We start from the raw sequence: 20,245 nt of genomic DNA, 5'->3' as shown, positions 1-20,245 counted from the left end.
TTACCTCTAGGTCCGGTAGCACCAGTGGCGCCTGTATTACCTCTAGGTCCGGTAGGTCCAGTAGCGCCCGTGTTACCTCTAGGTCCAGTGGCACCAGTAGCGCCCGTGTTACCTCTAGGTCCGGTAGCGCCTGTATTACCTTGAGGTCCAGTAGGTCCAGTAGGTCCAGTAGGTCCTCTGCCGAACGAAGCTGAATTAACTAGAGTAGTTTGTAACTCTGCAATTAATTTAAGAAGCTCTTGAAGTGTGCAAGGGTCAATTCGAAATAGCTTTGTAATGTATAGTAAATAGTTAATTAAATTTTGAAGCTCAATAAATACAGCGCTTGCTACGAAAGTTGGATTTTTTAATATAGTTATTAAATTTTTAATAATAGCTAACCCTTGTGCTTTCAGGGAGGAAGTAGCGTCTAGTGAACAAATGAATTTGCTTAGTAGGTTCAGAGTATCGATTAGATCTTCAATATTTTTTGGAGATGGATTTGCAAAAAGTTTTGGAATTATTTTAATTAAATCGTTAATAATCGCTCGAAATGTTCTAAATTGTGCTTTAGAAATCGGGATGGATGGCGTGTTTGAGATTCGTCCGGCGCTACTTGGAAAGCATGGTTTGGAGAATTTGTTTTGACTGTCGTCATAACGAGACATTAAATCTCTCCTTTCTAATGAGAATGTGAATGAAACTCATCATAGTAGATGCAAAAATTAGTAAAATGGTCATAATAAAATCATTTGTTTGAAGAAAAAAATAGAAAAAACGCCTTATGATAAGGCGTTTTTTCTATTTTCTGCATATTGATAATATCGTTTTAGTGAGATTTTTGATTTGAAGCCAGCTAATTTGATGATCTCCGATTCTGGAGTTTGTTTATTTATTAGACGTAAAATAAAGGTGTTTCGGAAATGTTGTCCGGAGATGCCTTTCCGCAAATTCGCTCTAGCAACTTCAAGTCGAATCATCTTTTGAATTGCGATTTCTGTTAACCCTTTTGGTGCATCATTTTCATATACCCACCTGTATGTTCCGCGGTTAAAATCGAATGCGACAAACAATGGATCATCGCTATGATACTTAGGGCGAACTGGTTCAGGGATGCTTTTGTAATAAGTATATAGTTGTTTTTTGTCTTCTTTCGTTAGGGTGATTGTTCTTTCTACCCCTGCGTTTGCGGGAATAGTTAATGTGTTAGTTTCAAAGTGAACGTGATGCATAGTTAACGCTGTAAGTTCTTGTAAGGATAAACCGTAGTCGATTAATAAGGTTAAAATAGTGATATTACGATCCGTTAATAAAGGACGCACAGGGCGCTGTTTTTCTGAAAGTCCTTCCAGTGAAGTGACTATGTGTTTTAATTTTTTTTCTTCATCAGATGAAATGAAATCTTCGTTACGTAGTGTACGATCTGGTTGAATAGAAATTTCCATATTCTTTAATGGATTAGGAATATTTAGAAAGTGATGCATTCTATTTAATACAATAAATACACGATGCATTGTTTTCTCTGAGTAATGTCGATTCTTTTTTAAGTCGGAAAAGTAATCTTCGTAGTCTTTTGTACAAAGTGTAGCCCATATATTACTGGAAGGGAGCTTTTTGTTTTTTTCTAACCAATGTCCGAAATCTTCAATGTCATAAACATAACGCTTAATGGTTGAAGGTTTTCGGCCTTTATTCAATAAAAAAATGGAAAAGGCTTGTATTGTATCATGGAATTCCGTTGTCTCCATAGTCCCACCACCTTAATTATTTCTTCTATTATAGCAAACTTTTCTGAAAATAGGCATTTGCAAGGGGGACAGGAATAATAATATTTGGTGAGTGGATAAAGTGAAGGTTTAATCAATGGGGATTCTGTCCACCTGCCACTGATTATTAGTCTTCACCAATCGGGTATTTACGGACAGTTATCTCCCGCTGAAATTCCTCGCATTTGCTGGGGTTTGAAGTGGAAGTTTTACGGCCTGTTAATACGGGATAAAATGAGGTGATTGAATGGAACAATCGATGCGTAAAAAAAATAATAATCAAATTAATATTGTGTTAAATCATCGAAAAAAAATTTCTTTACCGGCATCGGAAAAGAAAACGGTAATTTCAAATGAAACTACTACTAAACATGAAATGTTACAGAGAATTGAAGAAGAGATGGGAAAGCTTGTTGGGATGGATGATATAAAAAAGATAATAAAAGAAATATATGCTTGGATTTATGTGAATAAAAAAAGACAAGAGATGGGATTGAAGTCAGAGAAGCAAGTGCTTCATATGTTGTTTAAAGGAAATCCGGGTACAGGAAAGACAACTGTAGCTAGAATGATAGGGAAGTTGTTGTTTGAAATGAATATTCTATCAAAAGGGCACTTAGTTGAAGCAGAGCGTGCGGATTTAGTGGGTGAGTACATCGGACATACGGCTCAAAAAACAAGAGATTTAATAAAGAAAGCAATGGGGGGGATTTTGTTTATAGATGAGGCGTATTCTTTGGCACGAGGGGGAGAGAAGGATTTTGGAAAGGAAGCAATTGATACACTTGTAAAGCATATGGAAGATAAACAACATGGTTTTGTATTGATTTTGGCAGGATATTCAAGAGAGATGAATCATTTTCTGTCATTGAATCCGGGATTACAATCTCGTTTTCCGTTTATTATTGAGTTTGCGGATTACTCAGTGAATCAGTTATTGGAAATTGGGAAAAGGATGTACGAAGAACGTGAATACCAATTATCGAAAGAAGCTGAGTGGAAATTTAGGGATCATTTGCACACTGTAAAGTATTCGTCGCAAATTACATCGTTTAGTAATGGACGATATGTACGGAATATTGTTGAAAAATCGATTCGTACACAAGCGATGCGTTTGTTACAAGAAGATACGTATGATAAGCATGATTTAATTGGGATATCAAGTATTGATTTAATGTTGGAAGAGGAGACGCACAGTACATAAACTGTGCGTCTATTTTTGTATGCAATTTCGTTTGTTATTTTTTTGTTTTTCCGCGATAAGATTTATGGAAACGTTCCATTTTTGCGCTTTTTTCGTGAGCGGAATTAGGATCGTGTCCGATTTGGTCTACTGAACTTTTTTGAGCGCCTTTATTAACATGGTTTGTCATTTGTATTCACCTCACTTTGAGGATTAGTATAAACATTATGTGAAGAAAAAATCGTTAGAAAAGAAAAACCTCTTTACGTTATGTAAAGAGGTTAGATTGCTATTTATGCATGGAGCGTTCGTTTGTGTCGATACGTCTGTGCGGTAAATGCCATTTGTAATGAATAGAAATCATTCGGAAGCAAACAATTAAAATGAATAAGGTGTATAGAGCCCAATCGCTAACGATAATTTGAGCACCGATTAAGAAACCTGCTAGAATCGTCCAGAATGCATATACGTCAGCTCGAAGGACGAGTGGTTTTCTGCGGGCTAAAAGATCGCGGATGATACCACCGCCAATACCAGTTAAAACAGCTGCTACGATTGTAGCGCTAATTGGTAAATTTAATTTTTGGGCATATAATGCTCCTTGTACAGCGAATGCTGACAAGCCAATAGCATCCGTGATGTTTTCCCACTTCTTCCAATGTCTAATTAATTTATTTGGAAAAAGAAAAATAATAGTCATTGATAATAGTGCGATTTGGAATAACATGTCTTGTTGCCAAAACGCCACAATCGGATAACCGATTAGTAAATTACGAAGGGCACCTCCCCCAAATGCGGTTGCCATTCCTAAAATATACACCCCGAAAATATCATAATCTTCTTCCATTGCAACAATGGCTCCGCTTAGTGCGAAAGCGATTGTGCCTATGATGCTAAAAATCTCCCATGCCATGAATTTTCTCCCCCGCTAACTAGATGAAATGTGCTTCCTCTGCTATTATATTAGAAGGTTTAAATTTCGAAAAGGATGAGTGAACATATTTGATGGAAGAAAAAGAAAAAGTCATATTGGTAGGGTGTCAATTGCCACAAGATGATGATGAAAAATTTATGCATTCCATGAAAGAACTTGCATCGCTGGCGAAAACTGCTCAAGCAGAGGTATTAGTATCGACAACGCAAAAACGCCCGAAATTTCATCCGGCGACTTATATAGGAAAAGGTAAGTTAGAAGAACTTACGATGCTAACTCAAGAGTTAGAACCAGATGTAATAATATTTAATAACGAGTTAACACCGAGTCAAATTCGGAATGTCTCCTCAGTACTAGAGGCGAAAGTAATTGATCGAACGCAGCTCATACTAGATATTTTTGCGCAACGAGCGAAGTCGAGAGAGGGTAAACTTCAAGTGGAGTTGGCTCAATTGCAATATACAATGCCGCGTCTTATGGGACAAGGTCTATCGTTATCGCGTCTTGGTGGTGGTATTGGTACGAGAGGGCCTGGGGAGACGAAGCTCGAGACGGATCGTCGTCACATTCGATCTCGTATTGATGAAATAAAGAAACAACTTGCGGTTGTTGTGGAACATCGGAAAAGATATCGTGAGAGAAGGAAAGATAATAAAGTATTTCAAGTTTCGTTAATTGGGTATACAAATGCAGGGAAATCCACATTGTTTAATAGATTAACGGAAGCTGATACGTTTGAAGAAAACTTATTATTTGCGACGTTAGATCCGACAACAAGAAAGATGCCGTTACCTTCGGGTTATACCGTACTTTTGACTGATACGGTTGGTTTTATACAAGATTTACCTACGTCATTAATCGCTGCTTTTCGGTCGACATTAGAAGAAGCTGGTGAAGCGGATGTTATTTTACATGTAGTTGATTCGGCAGACCCTAATTATATAGGTCATGAGCAGACAGTAAAACAATTATTGTCGGACCTTGAAATTAACCATATTCCTATTATTACGTTATATAATAAAAAAGATGAATTACATCAAAACTTTATCCCGTTTCCGAAAAATGACTTTTTAATGACTAGTGCTTTTGAAGAAAGTGATTTATTACACATAAAAGAAGCGATAGAAAAGAAAATGAAAGAAGAAATGGGGCGTTATCAAGCGGAAATTCCTCCGAGTGAAGGTAAGTTGTTAACGCTATTAAAAACGGAAACACTGTTAACGAAGATGGAGTTTTTGGAAGATAAATTTGTATATGATTGTACAGGATATATATTTGCTCATTCGTCATTTAATGGGCAATTAAAGAGATTTTTAGTGGAAGAAGGAGAAAATAAAAATGTTTGATCGTTTGAAAAATGGAGAAAAAATTGCTCCAATCGTAAAAGAAGTAGAAAGTCAAATTACTGAAGTACATAAGCGTGCGGATGAAGTGATCGAAAGTAATCAATTTCGTGTATTAGAAAGTTTTCGTAAACATAAAATTAGTGATTCGCATTTTATTCCAACGACAGGTTATGGATATGATGATATTGGTCGTGATACGCTAGAAAAAGTGTATGCTGATGTATTTGGAGCTGAAGCTGGCCTTGTGCGTCCTCAAATTATTTCGGGTACGCATGCTATTTCTACGGCTTTGTTTGGTATTTTACGTCCTGGTGATGAATTGTTGTACATTACGGGGAAACCGTATGATACGTTAGAAGAAATTGTTGGTGCGCGCGGAAAAGGTGTAGGTTCATTTAAAGAATATAATATTGGTTATAATGCAGTTCCGCTAACTGAGGATGGGCTTGTTGATTTTGGAGCTGTTGCAGCTGCGATTCATAGTAACACGAAGATGATTGGTATTCAGCGTTCAAAAGGATATGCTACTCGTCCGTCGTTTACTGTTTCACAAATCAAAGAGATGATTGCATTCGTTAAAGAAATTAAACCTGATGTTGTTGTATTTGTTGACAACTGTTATGGTGAGTTTATTGAAGAAAAAGAGCCATGTCATGTTGGTGCGGACTTAATGGCGGGTTCTCTTATTAAGAATCCAGGCGGTGGAATCGTTAAAACTGGTGGTTACATTGTCGGGAAAGAACAGTATGTTGAAGCTTGTGCGTATCGCTTAACATCTCCAGGGATTGGTGCGGAAGCTGGGGCATCTTTATACAGTTTGCAAGAAATGTATCAAGGTTTCTTCTTAGCACCGCATGTTGCGGGACAAGCGCTGAAAGGTGCGATTTTTACAGCTGCATTTTTAGAAAAGTTAGGGATGAATACATCGCCAGCTTGGAATGCGTCAAGAACAGATTTAATTCAGTCTGTTCAATTTGATGATAAAGATCGTATGATCGCGTTCTGTCAAGCGATTCAATATGCATCTCCGATTAATTCTCACTTCACTCCGTATGCAAACTACATGCCGGGTTATGAAGATGATGTGATTATGGCTGCGGGAACGTTTATTCAAGGTGCGAGTATTGAATTGTCTGCGGATGGCCCGATTCGACCGCCTTATGTTGCGTATGTGCAAGGTGGATTAACATATTCGCATGTTAAAATTGCAATTTGTTCTGCAATTGATGAGTTAATGGAAAAGAATTTATTAACAATTTCTTAAAGGGAAGCTGTCGATTTTGACGGCTTTTTTTCGTATGAAAGTATTGATTTGTGCCATTAGAAAAAAGAATGAAAAAATTTTTAAAAAAATCATGTAAGAAAAGCTAACATCTATTGACACTAAACATAACATAATATAAAATGAGAAGCAGTTAAGGCGAAGGAGGAACTGAAACGATGAAAGAAGATAGACGTTCTGCCCCGCTGTTTCCTATTGGTATTGTTATGGATTTAACACAATTATCTGCACGTCAAATTCGCTACTATGAAGAGCATAATCTTGTTTCTCCAACCCGTACAAAGGGGAATCGTAGGTTATTTTCATTTAACGATGTAGATAAGTTGTTAGAGATTAAAGATTTATTAGATCAAGGCTTGAATATGGCTGGTATTAAACAAGTGTTACTAATGAAAGAAAATCAAACAGAAGCAGTGAAAGTAAAAGAAGAAACGAAAGAAATTTCAAAAACTGAGCTTCGCAAAATACTTCGAGATGAACTACAGCATACAGGTAGATTTAATCGAACTTCATTGCGACAAGGTGACATTTCAAGATTTTTTCACTAAAGATAACTGATTCTGAAGGCGTTTAGAGGGACTAAGGAGGAATTTATAATGGCTAGGTACACAAAAGAAGATATTTTCCGTTTGGCGAAAGAAGAGAATGTAAAGTATATCCGTTTACAATTTACGGACCTTTTAGGAGTAATTAAAAACGTAGAAATTCCAGTGAGCCAATTAACAAAAGCTCTTGATAACAAAATGATGTTTGATGGATCTTCTATTGAAGGTTTCGTACGTATTGAAGAATCTGATATGTATTTATATCCAGACTTAGACACTTGGGTAATTTTCCCTTGGACAGCTGAAAAAGGTAAAGTAGCTCGTTTAATCTGTGATATCTACACTGCAGATGGTGCTCCATTTGAAGGAGATCCACGTAACAATTTAAAACGTGTATTAAAAGAAATGGAAGCTTTAGGATTCTCAGATTTCAATCTTGGACCAGAGCCAGAATTCTTCCTATTCAAAGTAGATGAAAAAGGAAATCCAACATTAGAATTAAACGATAACGGTGGATACTTCGACCTTGCGCCGATGGATCTAGGGGAAAACTGTCGTCGTGATATCGTTCTTGAACTTGAAGAAATGGGCTTTGAAATTGAAGCATCTCACCATGAGGTTGCTCCAGGGCAACACGAAATTGATTTCAAATATGCAAATGCAATTCGCTCATGTGATGACATTCAAACATTCAAACTTGTTGTAAAAACAATTGCTCGTAAACACGGTTTACACGCAACATTTATGCCGAAACCATTATACGGTGTGAACGGTTCAGGTATGCACTGTAACTTATCACTATTCAAAAATGGTGAGAACGTATTCTTTGATCAAAACGGTGATTTACAATTAAGTGATGATGCTCGTCACTTCATCGCAGGTATTTTAAAACACGCACCAGCATTTACAGCGGTAGCAAACCCAACTGTAAACTCTTACAAGCGTTTAGTACCTGGATACGAAGCTCCTTGTTACGTAGCATGGTCTGCACAAAACCGTAGCCCATTAGTACGTATTCCTGCATCTCGTGGTATTAGTACACGCGTAGAAGTACGTAGTGTTGACCCGGCTGCAAACCCATATTTAGTAATGGCTACATTATTAGCGGCAGGTCTTGACGGAATTAAAAACAAATTAACTCCACCAGCTGCAGTAGACCGTAACATCTACGTAATGACAAAAGAAGAGCGCGAAGAAGCAGGTATCGTTGACTTACCAGCAACATTAGCGCAAGCATTAGTTACATTACAATCTAACGAAGTAGTATGTGGTGCACTAGGAGATCATTTACTTGAGCACTTCATCGAAGCGAAAGAGATTGAGTGGGATATCTTCCGTACGCAAGTTCACCAATGGGAACGCGATCAATATATGTCTCTATACTAAGAGACTTAAACCCTTGACACATAATGTGTTGAGGGTTTTTTATTTATCGGGTATTTTTATAGGAGGAATATAAAGGGGCGAACAAATTCAAAAATGTACTTGTTAATACCTATGCGAAATGAATATTATTTGAAAAAGTGAGTTATTTAATATATAGCCCTATTTAATATGGGGTAAAATCTCTTGCTGAAATCCGTTTCAATACAAAGAAAAACACCCTGATACTGCAATAATAGGGTGTTTTCGTCATTTATCTACAGTGAAATATGAAGAATATTGTCGTAATTTTTGAGGCGAAATTAAGAAGCGATTAAACAAAAATAATTTATATTGACTCGTTCTATATAAAGAACTAAAATGACAGTAATTAGTAATGTTTATATATTTGAAAAATAAAAAACATGAGTTTTATTTATGGTTTTTATGGGAATTTTAACTGAAATCTCATTGGTATTAAATGAGGAGGAGAAGTAATGAATAAGGAAATAAATTTGAAAAATCTATTTAATGTAATATGGAAAAGGTTGTGGATACTACTATTGTTTACGACTCTTACGACGGTAGGAGGAGCCATGTATAGTATGTATATGAAAACGCCTTTGTATTCCTCCTCAGCAAGGATTATTGTTCAAGCTAACGCCGAAACGATGAATACATTGAAAGCGATGGTAAATGAGCCTGTAATATTAGAAAAAGTAGCTGCTGAATTGAATATAAATAGATCAGCAGGTGCATTAAGTGGACAAATAAGTACAGAAAGTGTACAAGGCTCTCAGATTATGAGGATAAATGTAGTGGATGTGGATCCTGTGCTTGCACATAAAATTGCAAATACCACAGCGGCTGTTTATAAACAAGAAGTAGCAAATATACTGAATTTTAATAATGTGAGTATATTACCAGAGGATCCAGTTCAAAAATATTCTATGCCTATAAATATAAATCACTTTAAGACGATACTAATTGCATTCACGTTAGGTATGGTGCTCAGTATCGGTTTTATTTTTTTATTGGATTCACTTGATGAAAGAATCAAATCAGAACGACGCATTGAACAATTGTTAGATATCCCTGTTTTGGGTGGGATTTCTAAAATGAATAAGAAGAATACGAGAGATAAATTTAGTGGGAAAAATACAGTGTTATTGAGGGAGGGAACGGAGTGGCATACAAAAATAGACGAAAAACAAATGAAGTTAAAGGAGAAAGTATAATTTCGTATACCGCCCCAAGATCGAAAATTTCGGAGCAGTATCGTTCGCTTCGAACAAACATTCAATTATCTTCATCTAATCACAAAAGCAGAACGATAGTTGTTACTTCTCCGAGGTACGGTGAAGGAAAATCAACGATTACAGTAAATTTAGCAGTCTCAATAGCGCAAAAAGGTGAAAAAGTATTGGTAATAGATGCGAATTTACGAACACCAACGATTCATGAAATGTTTGGAGTAGAAAATACAATTGGACTAACTGATATATTGAACGGAACAACAAATCTAGAAGGTGTTGTGAAAAAAACAGAGATGGAAAGTCTGGATGTATTAACTAGCGGTCCAGTACCGTTTAATCCATCTGAAATACTTAGTTCCGATGCGATGGATATGTTAATTCAAAAGGCTATGGGACGGTATGATATTGTATTATTTGATTCTTCACCTGTATTAGAAGTGACGGACACGAGTGTATTAGCCGATAAGTGTGAAGGAGTATTATTGGTGATCCGATATAATCGTACTGTGAACGAAGATGCGCTTGAAACGAAAAGAGCACTAAGTTTTACGAAGAGTAGAATATTGGGTGCGATTTTGAATGGGAAAGTATAAACGTAATTTAGAGTATTTGATTTAACGGTTGTACATATAAATGTTCGTTATAAAGAATAGTGATAGAACTGTGATGTGGTGATGTCTCCTAACCGCTATCAATGGAGGCACTCGATTATGCTGTGGGTTGTGAAAACAACCTTAGATGCCAGTCATCAAAAGTGTAATGTGAGGGAGGGTTAGATGCCCATGTTTTATTAAAGTTTCTAACTATGTGTTTTTAATAAAGAGAACATAGTTAGAAACTTTAAATTTGAAAGAGTTAAGTAAGGAATTGATTAAAGGAGGAAGTTATATGACGTATCGTCGGAGGATATCGTTATTGCTTTTAATGGATTCACTGATTGTATTAAGTGCTATTTTTTTTAGTTATTTTTTTGTAAATGCTAGCTTCAGTGTTATCACTTTATCATCAGTTGTTAGCTCTATCACTTTATTAGTTAGTCATCATCTGTTTGCTTTTATTTATAAACTGTATAAAAAAGCTTTGGAATATGCGAGTGTAGGAGAGTTGTTAATTATATGCAAGGTCGTTACATTTTCTATACTTACCACCGCAGTTGTGCAACAACTGATTATGCAAAAAATGTATTTTCGATTGCTAGTTGTAACTTGGATGATTCATATTTTATTAATTGGTGGTTCTCGCTTTATTTGGAGAATGTACAGAGATATTTATTATGTGAAAAAGGGTGATAAGAAACGAACGTTAATTGTTGGTGCTGGATCAGCTGGGACAATGGTTGCAAGACAGTTGTTGAAGAATAGTGCCACAGAATTAATGCCGGTTGCGTTTATTGATGATAATGTTAAAAAACATAATCTTGATATATGGGGGATTCCGGTAATTGGTGGTATGAATCAAATTGATTACGCTATAAAAAAACTGAATATTGAAATGATAATTTTAGCGATTCCTTCGTTAAATAAGAGAGATAGAAATGTTATTTTGAAAGATTGTTTAAAAACAAATGTGAAAACTCAAATTCTTCCAATGTTAGAAGACTTAGTAACAGGTAAAGTTTCAGTAAATGAATTCAGAGATGTTCAAGTAGAAGATTTATTAGGACGAGACCCTGTAGAGCTAAATGTGGATATCATTTCAGATTATATAACGGATAAAGTCATTTTAGTTACTGGTGCAGGAGGATCAATTGGCTCTGAAATTTGTAGACAAGTTGCGAAATTTAAGCCAAAAAAATTGGTTTTATTAGGACATGGAGAAAACAGTATTTATTCAATAGAAATGGAATTAAATGAGAAATACAATGATAGAAAAGGTGTATTTATTCCAGAAATCGCAGATATTCAAGATAAAAAGAAGATGTTTTTAATAATGAATAAACATCGTCCGGATGTTGTATATCATGCAGCTGCACATAAACATGTACCATTAATGGAAAACAATCCTGAAGAGGCTGTTAAAAATAATGTAATTGGGACTATGAATATAGCAGAGGCAGCGAGAACAAATGGAGTAGGAACGTTTGTTATGATTTCGTCGGATAAAGCAGTGAATCCGACGAGTGTTATGGGGGCGACAAAGAAAATAGCTGAGATGGTAATACAGCATAAAGATAAAACAAGTCATACAAAGTTTGTTACTGTACGATTTGGAAACGTGTTAGGAAGTAGAGGGAGTGTTATCCCGTTATTTAAGAAGCAAATTCAAAAGGGTGGACCAGTTACAGTTACGCATCCAGATATGGTTCGTTATTTTATGACAATTCCGGAGGCATCTAGACTTGTAGTACAAGCTGGTGCATTAGCTAAAGGTGGAGAAATTTTTGTACTGGACATGGGAGAACCAGTAAAAATAGTTGATCTTGCTAAAAATCTCATTCGATTATCAGGAAACTCTGTGGATGAAATAGGGATAGAATTTACTGGTATACGCCCAGGAGAAAAACTTTTTGAAGAATTACTAAAAGAAGATGAAATGAATGAGAAACAAGTTCACCCGAGAATTTATGTAGGGAAAGAAATGAATGTTCGTATAGAAGAAATAGAGAAAATGATTTCTGAATATACAGAATTAAGTGAATTAGAGTTAAGAAAGCGATTGTTACATTTAGTGAATCAGCGTAAAACTTTAAAATTATTAATACCAGTATCAGGTTAATAACAAAAAATTATTATAAGACGGGTGCGTGGGATGGTGTCTAAAAAAGTTCTGTTTTGTGCAACTGTAGATTATCATTTTAAGGCTTTTCATTTACCATATTTGAAATGGTTTGCAGACCAAGGATGGGAAGTACATGTTGCAGCGAATGGAAATATACATCTTCCGTACGTTACTCAAAAATATAATATTCCTATTCAAAGATCACCTCTTAGCATACAAAACCTTCATGCATATAAAAAACTAAAATCAATTATTCATCAAAATAAATATAAAATCATTCATTGTCATACGCCTATGGGAGGAGCAATTGCTCGTCTAGCTGCTCGGAAAGCACGGAGGGAAGGGACGAAGGTCATCTATACGGCACATGGATTTCATTTTTGTAAAGGATCACCGTTTATAAATTGGCTTTTATATTATCCAATTGAAAGAAGTTTGGCAATTAATACAGATTGTCTTATAACAATTAACCAAGAAGATTACAATTTAGCAGTTAAACATCGGTTTCAAGCGAAAGATATTAAACACGTTCATGGTGTAGGAGTAGATATAGAAAGATTTACCCCAGTAACTGAAACGGAAAAACAAGCATTAAAGCTAAAATTTAACTATAATCCACAAGATTTTTTAATGTTTTATGCTGCTGAATTTAATAAGAATAAAAACCAAAGTTTTTTAATTCGTGTATTAGCACAATTGAAAAATGAAATTCCGCATGCGAAGCTTTTACTTGCTGGTGAAGGGGCGTTAATGGAAGAATGCAAAAAACTAGCTACTCAACTTGGGGTGAGTAATATGGTGCACTTTCTTGGTTATAGAAATGATATAGCCTCTTTACTACAAATGTGTGATCTTGCAGTTGCATCCAGTCACCGGGAAGGCTTGCCAGTTAATATTATGGAAGCTATGGCTTGTGGACTTCCTGTTGTAGCTACTGATAACCGGGGGCATAGAGAATTAATTGTTAATAATAATAATGGCTGGATTATAGATCGAGATGACATTAAGACGATGTATGAAAGAATAAATTCTATTTCTAAAAATATTAAATTACAAGCTCAGTTTGGACAATATGGACGTACTATTATTACAAATGAATATTCAGTTAATGAAGTGTTGAAAGAGAAACAAGAAATTTATACAGCATATATGGATGAAATGGAGGATTTAAAGTGGGCACTCCATTAAGAGTATTACATGTAGTCGTAAATATGAATAGAGGCGGAGCCGAAACTTTAATTATGAATTTGTATCGTAATATAGACCGCTCAAAAGTACAATTTGATTTTTTAACTTGTAAAGAAGGGGTATTTGATGAAGAGGTAGTAAAATTAGGCGGAAAAATTCATCGAATTCCATACGTTACAGATGTTGGTCATAGGGGATATATAAAGGCACTAGATACCTTCTTTAACTCTCATCCACAATATAAAATCGTTCATTCACATATGGATAAAATGAGTGGATTTGTACTTCGTTCAGCTAAAAAAGCAAGGGTTCCAGTTAGGATTGCACATAGTCATAGTACAAGCAGTGAGGGTGGGGCTATAGCAAAAATATATAAATGGTATGCAGGAGCATTTATTACGCCGTGTGCTACACATTTTTTAGCGTGTTCAATAGCTGCAGCGCAATGGTTGTTTGCTAATAGAGAAAGTGCAACAAAAATATTAAAAAATGGAATAGAATGCGATGAATTTACATTTAATTCAGATATTAGAGAGCAGGTAAGAAAAGAACTGAAACTTCATGAGGGTGTTTTTGTGCTTGGACATGTAGGCAGATTTGCATATCCCAAAAATCATACTTTTTTAATTGATATTTTTGCTCAATTAATAGAGTATAGGCCGAACTCTATTCTTCTATTAGTTGGAGATGGACCGCTTCGATTAGACATGGAGAAAAAAGTAGAGAAACTGAATCTAACAGATAAGGTTAAATTTTTAGGAATACGTGGTGATATTAATCGTTTATTACAAGCATTTGATACATTTATATTTCCATCTATTTATGAAGGTTTGCCAGTCACTCTTATTGAAGCACAAGGGGCGGGTTTACCGTGTATTATATCGGAAACTATTACACAAGACGTGGATTTAGGTTTGAATTTAGTTGAACAGTGTCCTTTGTTAGATGTAAGAAAATGGGTAGAGGAATTGCAAAATATAGCGGATAAGCAGGTATCAAGAAACGTTACACAATATGTACTAGCTGAAAAGGGATATGATATAAAAAAAATTACAGGATTTGCCCAAAATTTGTATGTAGCAGTATCGAGGTGAGCGTATTGAAAAAGCTAACGATTTTTACCCCTACATATAATAGAGCATATTGTCTTCAGGGGTGTTATGAAAGTTTGAAGCAGCAAACGTGTAAAGAATTTATATGGTTAATTATAGATGATGGGTCTGATGATTGTACAAAGGAATTAGTACAATCTTGGATTTCTGAAGATTGCATAAGTATACGGTATTATTGGCAAGAGAATCAAGGGATGCATGGTGCTCATAATACAGCTTACGAGATGATTGATACAGAACTCAATGTTTGTATTGATTCAGATGATTCAATGCCTAGTGATGCCGTAGAGAAAATTATTTCATTTTGGAATGAAAATGGAAGTGATCAAGTAAGTGGAATCATTGCTCTTGATTTATATAAAGATGGGACAGTAATTGGTTCAAAGTTACCATTGAATCTTAAACGTTCTACACTTTTTAATCTTTACAATAAACATGGTGTAACTGGAGATAAGAAATTAGTATATCGCACAGAACTAACTAGGAAGTATCCTTATCCGATTTTTCAAAATGAAAAGTATGTAGGTTTGGCATATAAATATTATATGTTGGATCAAAAATATGAGATGTTACTCATGAACGAAGCCCTTTGTTATGTTGAATATATGCCTGATGGTTCTTCGATGAATATGTTAAGCCAGTATCATAAAAATCCAAAAGGTTTTGCTTTTTATCGTAAGGAATTGATGAAGCTACCATTTGCAAATAGGTTATTTAAATATAGACAAGCTGTACATTATGTATCAAGTAGCTTTATAGCGAAAAATAAAAGATTTATAAAAGAGTCACCCTGCAAAGTGCTTACCCTTTGCGCAGTGCCATTTGGGGCTATTCTATATAGTTACATTACATTGAAAACAAGAATAAAAATAAATATATAGGGATTTACTTAGGACTGATAAGAGGGAAGAATAATGACTATACTTTGGATGAATTTCTTTATAGTGTTCATACTAGCGTTTTTTGCAAGGTATTTTGCTATACCAGTAACTTCAGAAATTGTGATGTTAAAGCCGAATCGACTATTGATTTTAATGGCAGCGACCTCTCTTGTACTAGTATCTGGTTTTAGAAATAATATTGGTGATACGTATTTTTATATGCATGCTTATAAAGTTACGGATTTTAGCTGGGAGAATGTTCAAGATAGCAAGAATATTGGGTTTAGTATTTTGCAAATGATTTTAAAAATGTATACGAATGATCCTCAAGTTCTAATTTTTATAACAGCGCTAATAACAAATATATTAATAGTAGCAGTTCTATATAAATACTCACGAATGATTGAGTTAAGTTTATATGTATATATAGCATCCGGTATGTACTTAGTTTCAATGAATGGAGTGAGACAGTATTTAACGGCAGCTATTATTTTTGCTGCCACAAAATATATTTTAGATGGGAATTGGAAAAAATATTTTTTAATAGTTTTGTTTGCATCTACTTTTCATCAAAGCGCCCTTGTATTGATTCCAATTTATTTTGTAATTCGAAGAAGAGCTTGGTCGGCCATAACATTTATATTACTCTTTATTGCGGTACTTATAGTAATAGGATTTAATCAGTTTGCAGAAATTTTCTTCGCAACTATAGGGGATACACAATATGGTCACTATAAGGATTTTCAAGAAGGTGGAGCTAATATTCTTCGGGTTGCTGTGGATGCAACGCCGCTCGTTCTTGCTTTTATTGGAAGGCATAAATTAAGAGAACTGTTTCCACAAAGTGATTATATAGTAAACATGGCATTATTAGGTCTAGTTTTTATGATTATTTCAACTCAAAATTGGATTTTTGCAAGGTTTTCGATTTATTTTGGATTATATCAATTAATATTAATTTCTTGGGTTGTAAAGCTATTTACAAAGAAGGATCAGAAATTGATTTATTATAGTATCCTGGTATGCTATTTTATCTATTTTGTTTATGAACATATCATTACTCTGGGGATTATCTATAAGAGCAATTTACTTGGATAATAAAGGGTTAAATATAGGGGACTGATTGTAAGATTGGGGTAGATTTCAATGCTTAAGACGAAAAAAACCAAAAGAATTTTGCACATTGTTAGTGCGATGAATCGGGGCGGTGCCGAGACTTTGTTAATGAATATATACAGAAAAATAAATAGAAAGAAAATCCAATTTGATTTTGTATCTCATGGAAGCGGGAAGTGTGATTACGATGATGAAATAACAGCATTAGGAGGGAGAGTATATAGAATACCAAGTCTAGGACAAGTAGGGCCTTTGGCATATATTAAAGAACTTACAAAAATAATGTCTGGTAGTCAATATGTAGCTGTACATGCGCATACGGATTATCAAGGTGGTTTTGTAGCTGTGGCTGCAAAAAAGGCTGGTATAAAAAAGCGAATTTGCCATTCTCACAGTAACAATTGGCCACAAGGATCTGGAGTCACAGCAAGAGTTACCCTAAAGATTCTGCGATCTATTATTAAATATGCTGGAACAGACTATTGTGCGTGCAGTTCTGAAGCGGCGCGTTTTTTATTTGGTGAAAAGATGCTTCACAATAATAAGGTGGAATTGATTAAAAATGGAATAGATGTAAAACAATTTATTGATGTGGATATAGAGGAGATTTCTAGTGTAAGAAAAGAACTTTGTATACCGGATGCTGCGAAATTAATTGGACATATAGGTCGTTTTTCAGAATCAAAGAATCATATTTTTATACTACAAGTTTTAAAGGAGATTTTAAAGAAGGATACAAATTTTATCGCCATTTTAGCAGGGGATGGTCCGTTAAAAGCTTCTATTGAATTGAAAGCAAAAGAACTAGGTATTTATGAAAATATTAGATTTTTGGGAGTGAGAAATGACATTCCGATAATTATGAATATTATCGATGTTTTTATATTTCCTTCTTTATTTGAGGGTTTTGGTATTGTAACACTGGAAGCACAATGTGCAGGTGTACCTTGTGTTGTAGCGGATACAATACCTAAAAATACTGATATGGGATTAGGTATTGTTTCGTTTGTTGGCTTAGATGAAAAAATTGAACTATGGTCCACAGAAATTTATAAAGCTCTATTAAAAGAAAGACCTGAAAAAGGAATTATAATTAACAACATTTCAAGATTAGGTTTTGATATCAATAATAACATTCTTGAGTGGTTAACGTTATATGGAATAGAGTGTAAGGAATCTATAAGGTGAAATTTAGTTTATTATCAATTTGCATACTTGAGTCATATGGTGATTTTTTTGGTAGAAGATAGCACAAAATCACCATATGAAATAAAAGAAACCCATGATAGATTTTGTGAGGGATTTGATGATGAAAAAGAAAAAAATATTGATTGCATCTTTTGATTTGGCAATTGGTGGAGTAGAACGAAGCTTAATTGGTTTGTTAAATACAATTGATTACAGTAAATATGATATAGATTTAATGTTATTTAAACATGAGGGAGAGTTCTTTTCTTTATTACCTAAAGAACCGAATTTGTTACAAGAATTGAAACAATACACTACATTTAGGAAATCAATTAAACAAATAATACAAGAAGGACATATTTCTATTGGGATAACAAGGTTGATAGGAAAAGTTATGGGAACTGTGCATGGAGGGTATATGAAGAGTGAAGAACCAGGATACTTTGTCATTCAATATGGATGGAGAATGTCTCTTCCATTTCTTCCGAGGCTAGAAAAAGATTACGATGTTGCGATTAGTTTTTTGTGGCCGCATTATTTCATAGGTAATAAAGTTAGGGCGAAAAGAAAAATCGGATGGATTCATACAGATTATTCTAACATACAACTTAATAAAGGTATGGAGTATAAAATGTGGAAAGAAATAGATGATATCGTGGCTGTTTCTGAAAGTTGTAGAGATACATTTATTAGTAGCATTCCTTATCTTAATAAAAAAGTACAGGTTATTGAAAATATAATATCTCCTGAGTTTATACGTGAGCAATCTAATCAGGATGTTACTCATGAAATACCAGTTAATCTTGGGCGGATAAAACTAGTTACTGTAGGTAGACTTTCACATGCTAAGGGAATTGATGACGCTGTACATGCCTTTCGGAAACTATTGGATCAAGGATATGATATTGAGTGGTACATTGTTGGATATGGACCTCAAGAGAGTGAACTTAAAAAATTGATAGATAAACTAGAGATTCAAGATAAATTTATTCTGCTAGGCAAGAAGATTAATCCCTATCCATATATAAAAGCGTGTGATATATATGTGCAACCATCCAGATATGAAGGAAAAGCTGTGACAGTACGTGAGGCACAAATCCTAAAGAAACCAGTACTTATAACTAATTTTCCAACTGCAAAAAGCCAGTTAGAGAATGGTGTAGATGGATGGATTTGTCCAATGGGTGTTGAGGGAATTATAGGGGGAATAAAAAAACTGATTGATAAGGTTGAATTCAGAAATGAAATCGTGAAAAATATTAGTCAACGGAATTATGGTAATGAAACAGAAGTGGAAAAGATATATAGATTAATTGAGTGATAATTGATTAAGGTATAAAACTAAAAAATCTTTTATTATTTATAAAAGATACTTGGAGGAATTGCTTTCATGGATAATGTTTTAGTGTTAGATACGTCGGTAGGTTCTCTAAATAAGGGTGATGACATAATAATGCAATGTGTAAAGTACCAGCTATCTGATATAACTAAAAATGCATATGTTTTAACATTACCCACTCATGTTTCGCCGTTTCATTGGTATCAAGTGGCAAGAAAATCACATCGAGTACAGATTTATAGTAATGCTAAATATAAGTTTGTAGGTGGTTCAAACTTGCTAGCGATGGACATGTTTACCCATTTTCCTCAATGGAATATTAATATGTTTAATTGTGGTCCTTTAAAAGGGAGTATTCTAGTTGGTGTTGGTGCAGGGAAAGGTAATAAGATAAATATGTATACAAAGTTGTTATATAAAAAAGTTTTATCACATGAATATATACATAGTGTTAGAGACGAAAGGACAAAAAAATTTTTAGAAGAAATGGGGTTTAAAGCTTTAAATACAGGTTGTGCAACATTGTGGTCCCTTACACCGGAGTTTTGTAAGGGAATTCCGACTGAAAAATCAGAATCAGTTGTTTTTACACTTACTCATCATTCTAAGGACCGTATAAAGGACCAATTATTAATAGATATACTTAATAAAAATTATAAAAATGTTTATTTTTGGATACAAGATGCGGGAGATCTTGAATATTTGAAAGAATTAAAAGGTGTACAAGAAATAAAAATTGTACCCCCTACTATAGAAGAGTACGAAAAAATATTGCATAGAGAAGTAGATTATATTGGAACACGTTTACATGGCGGTATATTTGCGATGCGAAATAAAAAACGTACAATAATTATATCTATAGATGAAAGAGCCAAGGGAATGGGTGAGACATATAATTTAAATTTAATCGATAGAAGTGATTTTAATAATCTTGAAAAAATGATTAATTCAGAAATAATCACAGATGTTAAGGTGGATTTTGATGTGGTAAATCAATGGTTAAGACAATTCGCCAATTAACCAGAACAATGTGAATGTGATAAATGAGGC

19 protein-coding genes are annotated in these 20,245 nt (G+C 34.5%); 15 read left to right on the top strand and 4 right to left on the bottom strand.

Going from position 1 to position 20,245, the window contains the following annotated elements:
* Together BAQ48_RS01365 and BAQ48_RS01360 are read right to left on the bottom strand one after the other, a co-directional pair.
* Nucleotides 1-647, bottom strand: a 647-nt coding sequence (locus BAQ48_RS01365) for a collagen-like protein (protein ID WP_131800835.1), incomplete at its 3' end; no start/stop codon positions are given.
* A gap of 114 nt (nucleotides 648-761) precedes the next feature.
* Nucleotides 762-1,727: a tyrosine-type recombinase/integrase gene (locus BAQ48_RS01360; RefSeq protein WP_071709713.1), complete on the bottom strand. Its 966-nt coding sequence runs from the start codon at nucleotides 1,725-1,727 to the stop codon at nucleotides 762-764.
* A gap of 265 nt (nucleotides 1,728-1,992) precedes the next feature.
* On the opposite strand from BAQ48_RS01360, the gene spoVK reads away from it, so the two are divergent.
* Nucleotides 1,993-2,949: a stage V sporulation protein K gene (gene spoVK, locus BAQ48_RS01355; protein WP_000438189.1), complete on the top strand. Its 957-nt coding sequence runs from the start codon at nucleotides 1,993-1,995 to the stop codon at nucleotides 2,947-2,949.
* Nucleotides 2,950-2,983: 34 nt separating this feature from the next.
* Here spoVK and BAQ48_RS28370 read toward each other — a convergent pair whose 3' ends face one another.
* Both BAQ48_RS28370 and BAQ48_RS01345 read right to left on the bottom strand, forming a co-directional pair.
* Entirely contained in the window at nucleotides 2,984-3,118 is a 135-nt protein-coding gene (locus tag BAQ48_RS28370; RefSeq protein WP_000181490.1) for a hypothetical protein, read from the bottom strand.
* Between the two features lie 99 nt (nucleotides 3,119-3,217).
* Complete coding sequence (locus tag BAQ48_RS01345; RefSeq protein WP_071709712.1) at nucleotides 3,218-3,841, bottom strand: trimeric intracellular cation channel family protein; 624 nt, start codon at nucleotides 3,839-3,841, stop codon at nucleotides 3,218-3,220.
* Nucleotides 3,842-3,933: 92 nt separating this feature from the next.
* Here BAQ48_RS01345 and hflX point away from each other — a divergent pair, with 92 nt between their 5' ends.
* The 14 genes from hflX (at nucleotide 3,934) to BAQ48_RS01275 (ending at nucleotide 20,215) form a co-directional block, all read left to right on the top strand.
* Nucleotides 3,934-5,208 (top strand): GTPase HflX, encoded by a 1,275-nt coding sequence (gene hflX / locus BAQ48_RS01340; protein WP_071709711.1) that lies wholly within the window; start codon nucleotides 3,934-3,936, stop codon nucleotides 5,206-5,208.
* On the top strand, nucleotides 5,201-6,472 hold the full coding sequence (locus BAQ48_RS01335) for a methionine gamma-lyase family protein (RefSeq protein ID WP_071709710.1): 1,272 nt from the start codon (nucleotides 5,201-5,203) through the stop codon (nucleotides 6,470-6,472). Before hflX ends, BAQ48_RS01335 begins: the two co-directional genes overlap by 8 nt.
* 176 nt (nucleotides 6,473-6,648) lie before the next feature.
* Nucleotides 6,649-7,038, top strand: a complete 390-nt coding sequence (gene glnR / locus BAQ48_RS01330; RefSeq protein WP_000656783.1) for a transcriptional repressor GlnR — start codon at nucleotides 6,649-6,651, stop codon at nucleotides 7,036-7,038.
* Between the two features lie 48 nt (nucleotides 7,039-7,086).
* Nucleotides 7,087-8,421: a type I glutamate--ammonia ligase gene (gene glnA / locus BAQ48_RS01325; RefSeq protein ID WP_071709709.1), complete on the top strand. Its 1,335-nt coding sequence runs from the start codon at nucleotides 7,087-7,089 to the stop codon at nucleotides 8,419-8,421.
* Between the two features lie 473 nt (nucleotides 8,422-8,894).
* Complete coding sequence (locus BAQ48_RS01320) at nucleotides 8,895-9,635, top strand: YveK family protein (RefSeq protein ID WP_071709708.1); 741 nt, start codon at nucleotides 8,895-8,897, stop codon at nucleotides 9,633-9,635.
* Nucleotides 9,584-10,246 (top strand): CpsD/CapB family tyrosine-protein kinase, encoded by a 663-nt coding sequence (locus tag BAQ48_RS01315; RefSeq protein ID WP_071709707.1) that lies wholly within the window; start codon nucleotides 9,584-9,586, stop codon nucleotides 10,244-10,246. Before BAQ48_RS01320 ends, BAQ48_RS01315 begins: the two co-directional genes overlap by 52 nt.
* 295 nt (nucleotides 10,247-10,541) lie before the next feature.
* A complete protein-coding gene (locus BAQ48_RS01310; RefSeq protein ID WP_071709706.1) occupies nucleotides 10,542-12,368 on the top strand; it encodes a polysaccharide biosynthesis protein in 1,827 nt (608 codons plus the stop codon).
* A gap of 33 nt (nucleotides 12,369-12,401) precedes the next feature.
* Nucleotides 12,402-13,559 carry a glycosyltransferase family 4 protein gene (locus BAQ48_RS01305; protein ID WP_071709705.1) on the top strand — a complete coding sequence of 386 codons (1,158 nt, stop codon included), beginning with the start codon at nucleotides 12,402-12,404 and terminating at the stop codon, nucleotides 13,557-13,559.
* Nucleotides 13,544-14,653, top strand: a complete 1,110-nt coding sequence (locus BAQ48_RS01300) for a glycosyltransferase family 1 protein (RefSeq protein WP_071709704.1) — start codon at nucleotides 13,544-13,546, stop codon at nucleotides 14,651-14,653. Before BAQ48_RS01305 ends, BAQ48_RS01300 begins: the two co-directional genes overlap by 16 nt.
* Nucleotides 14,654-14,658: 5 nt before the next feature.
* The gene (locus tag BAQ48_RS01295; protein ID WP_071709703.1) at nucleotides 14,659-15,552 is read left to right on the top strand and encodes a glycosyltransferase family 2 protein; all 894 of its coding nucleotides are present in this window, start codon (nucleotides 14,659-14,661) and stop codon (nucleotides 15,550-15,552) included.
* Between the two features lie 33 nt (nucleotides 15,553-15,585).
* Nucleotides 15,586-16,650 (top strand): EpsG family protein, encoded by a 1,065-nt coding sequence (locus BAQ48_RS01290; RefSeq protein ID WP_071709702.1) that lies wholly within the window; start codon nucleotides 15,586-15,588, stop codon nucleotides 16,648-16,650.
* A 48-nt stretch (nucleotides 16,651-16,698) separates the two neighbouring features.
* Nucleotides 16,699-17,856, top strand: coding sequence for a glycosyltransferase family 1 protein (locus BAQ48_RS01285; protein ID WP_071709701.1), 1,158 nt, complete (start codon nucleotides 16,699-16,701; stop codon nucleotides 17,854-17,856).
* Nucleotides 17,857-17,977: 121 nt separating this feature from the next.
* Nucleotides 17,978-19,177, top strand: a complete 1,200-nt coding sequence (locus BAQ48_RS01280; protein WP_071709716.1) for a glycosyltransferase — start codon at nucleotides 17,978-17,980, stop codon at nucleotides 19,175-19,177.
* A 69-nt stretch (nucleotides 19,178-19,246) separates the two neighbouring features.
* The gene (locus BAQ48_RS01275; protein ID WP_071709700.1) at nucleotides 19,247-20,215 is read left to right on the top strand and encodes a polysaccharide pyruvyl transferase family protein; all 969 of its coding nucleotides are present in this window, start codon (nucleotides 19,247-19,249) and stop codon (nucleotides 20,213-20,215) included.
* Nucleotides 20,216-20,245: the final 30 nt, after the last annotated feature.

This window comes from Bacillus luti (assembly GCF_001884105.1).
GTDB lineage: Bacteria > Bacillota > Bacilli > Bacillales > Bacillaceae_G > Bacillus_A > Bacillus_A luti.
The sequence above is the reverse complement of the archived record's forward strand: the minus strand, read 5'-3'. Positions and strand labels throughout refer to the sequence as shown.

Excerpts from the sequence above, each read along its gene's own strand:
- BAQ48_RS01360 (WP_071709713.1), bottom strand. The coding sequence starts at position 1,727 with ATGGAGACAACGGAATTCCATGATACAATACAAGCCTTTTCCATTTTT.
- spoVK (WP_000438189.1), top strand. The coding sequence starts at position 1,993 with ATGGAACAATCGATGCGTAAAAAAAATAATAATCAAATTAATATTGTG.
- BAQ48_RS28370 (WP_000181490.1), bottom strand. The coding sequence starts at position 3,118 with ATGACAAACCATGTTAATAAAGGCGCTCAAAAAAGTTCAGTAGACCAA.
- BAQ48_RS01345 (WP_071709712.1), bottom strand. The coding sequence starts at position 3,841 with ATGGCATGGGAGATTTTTAGCATCATAGGCACAATCGCTTTCGCACTA.
- hflX (WP_071709711.1), top strand. The coding sequence starts at position 3,934 with ATGGAAGAAAAAGAAAAAGTCATATTGGTAGGGTGTCAATTGCCACAA.
- BAQ48_RS01335 (WP_071709710.1), top strand. The coding sequence starts at position 5,201 with ATGTTTGATCGTTTGAAAAATGGAGAAAAAATTGCTCCAATCGTAAAA.
- glnR (WP_000656783.1), top strand. The coding sequence starts at position 6,649 with ATGAAAGAAGATAGACGTTCTGCCCCGCTGTTTCCTATTGGTATTGTT.
- glnA (WP_071709709.1), top strand. The coding sequence starts at position 7,087 with ATGGCTAGGTACACAAAAGAAGATATTTTCCGTTTGGCGAAAGAAGAG.
- BAQ48_RS01320 (WP_071709708.1), top strand. The coding sequence starts at position 8,895 with ATGAATAAGGAAATAAATTTGAAAAATCTATTTAATGTAATATGGAAA.
- BAQ48_RS01310 (WP_071709706.1), top strand. The coding sequence starts at position 10,542 with ATGACGTATCGTCGGAGGATATCGTTATTGCTTTTAATGGATTCACTG.
- BAQ48_RS01305 (WP_071709705.1), top strand. The coding sequence starts at position 12,402 with ATGGTGTCTAAAAAAGTTCTGTTTTGTGCAACTGTAGATTATCATTTT.
- BAQ48_RS01290 (WP_071709702.1), top strand. The coding sequence starts at position 15,586 with ATGACTATACTTTGGATGAATTTCTTTATAGTGTTCATACTAGCGTTT.
- BAQ48_RS01285 (WP_071709701.1), top strand. The coding sequence starts at position 16,699 with ATGCTTAAGACGAAAAAAACCAAAAGAATTTTGCACATTGTTAGTGCG.
- BAQ48_RS01280 (WP_071709716.1), top strand. The coding sequence starts at position 17,978 with ATGAAAAAGAAAAAAATATTGATTGCATCTTTTGATTTGGCAATTGGT.
- BAQ48_RS01275 (WP_071709700.1), top strand. The coding sequence starts at position 19,247 with ATGGATAATGTTTTAGTGTTAGATACGTCGGTAGGTTCTCTAAATAAG.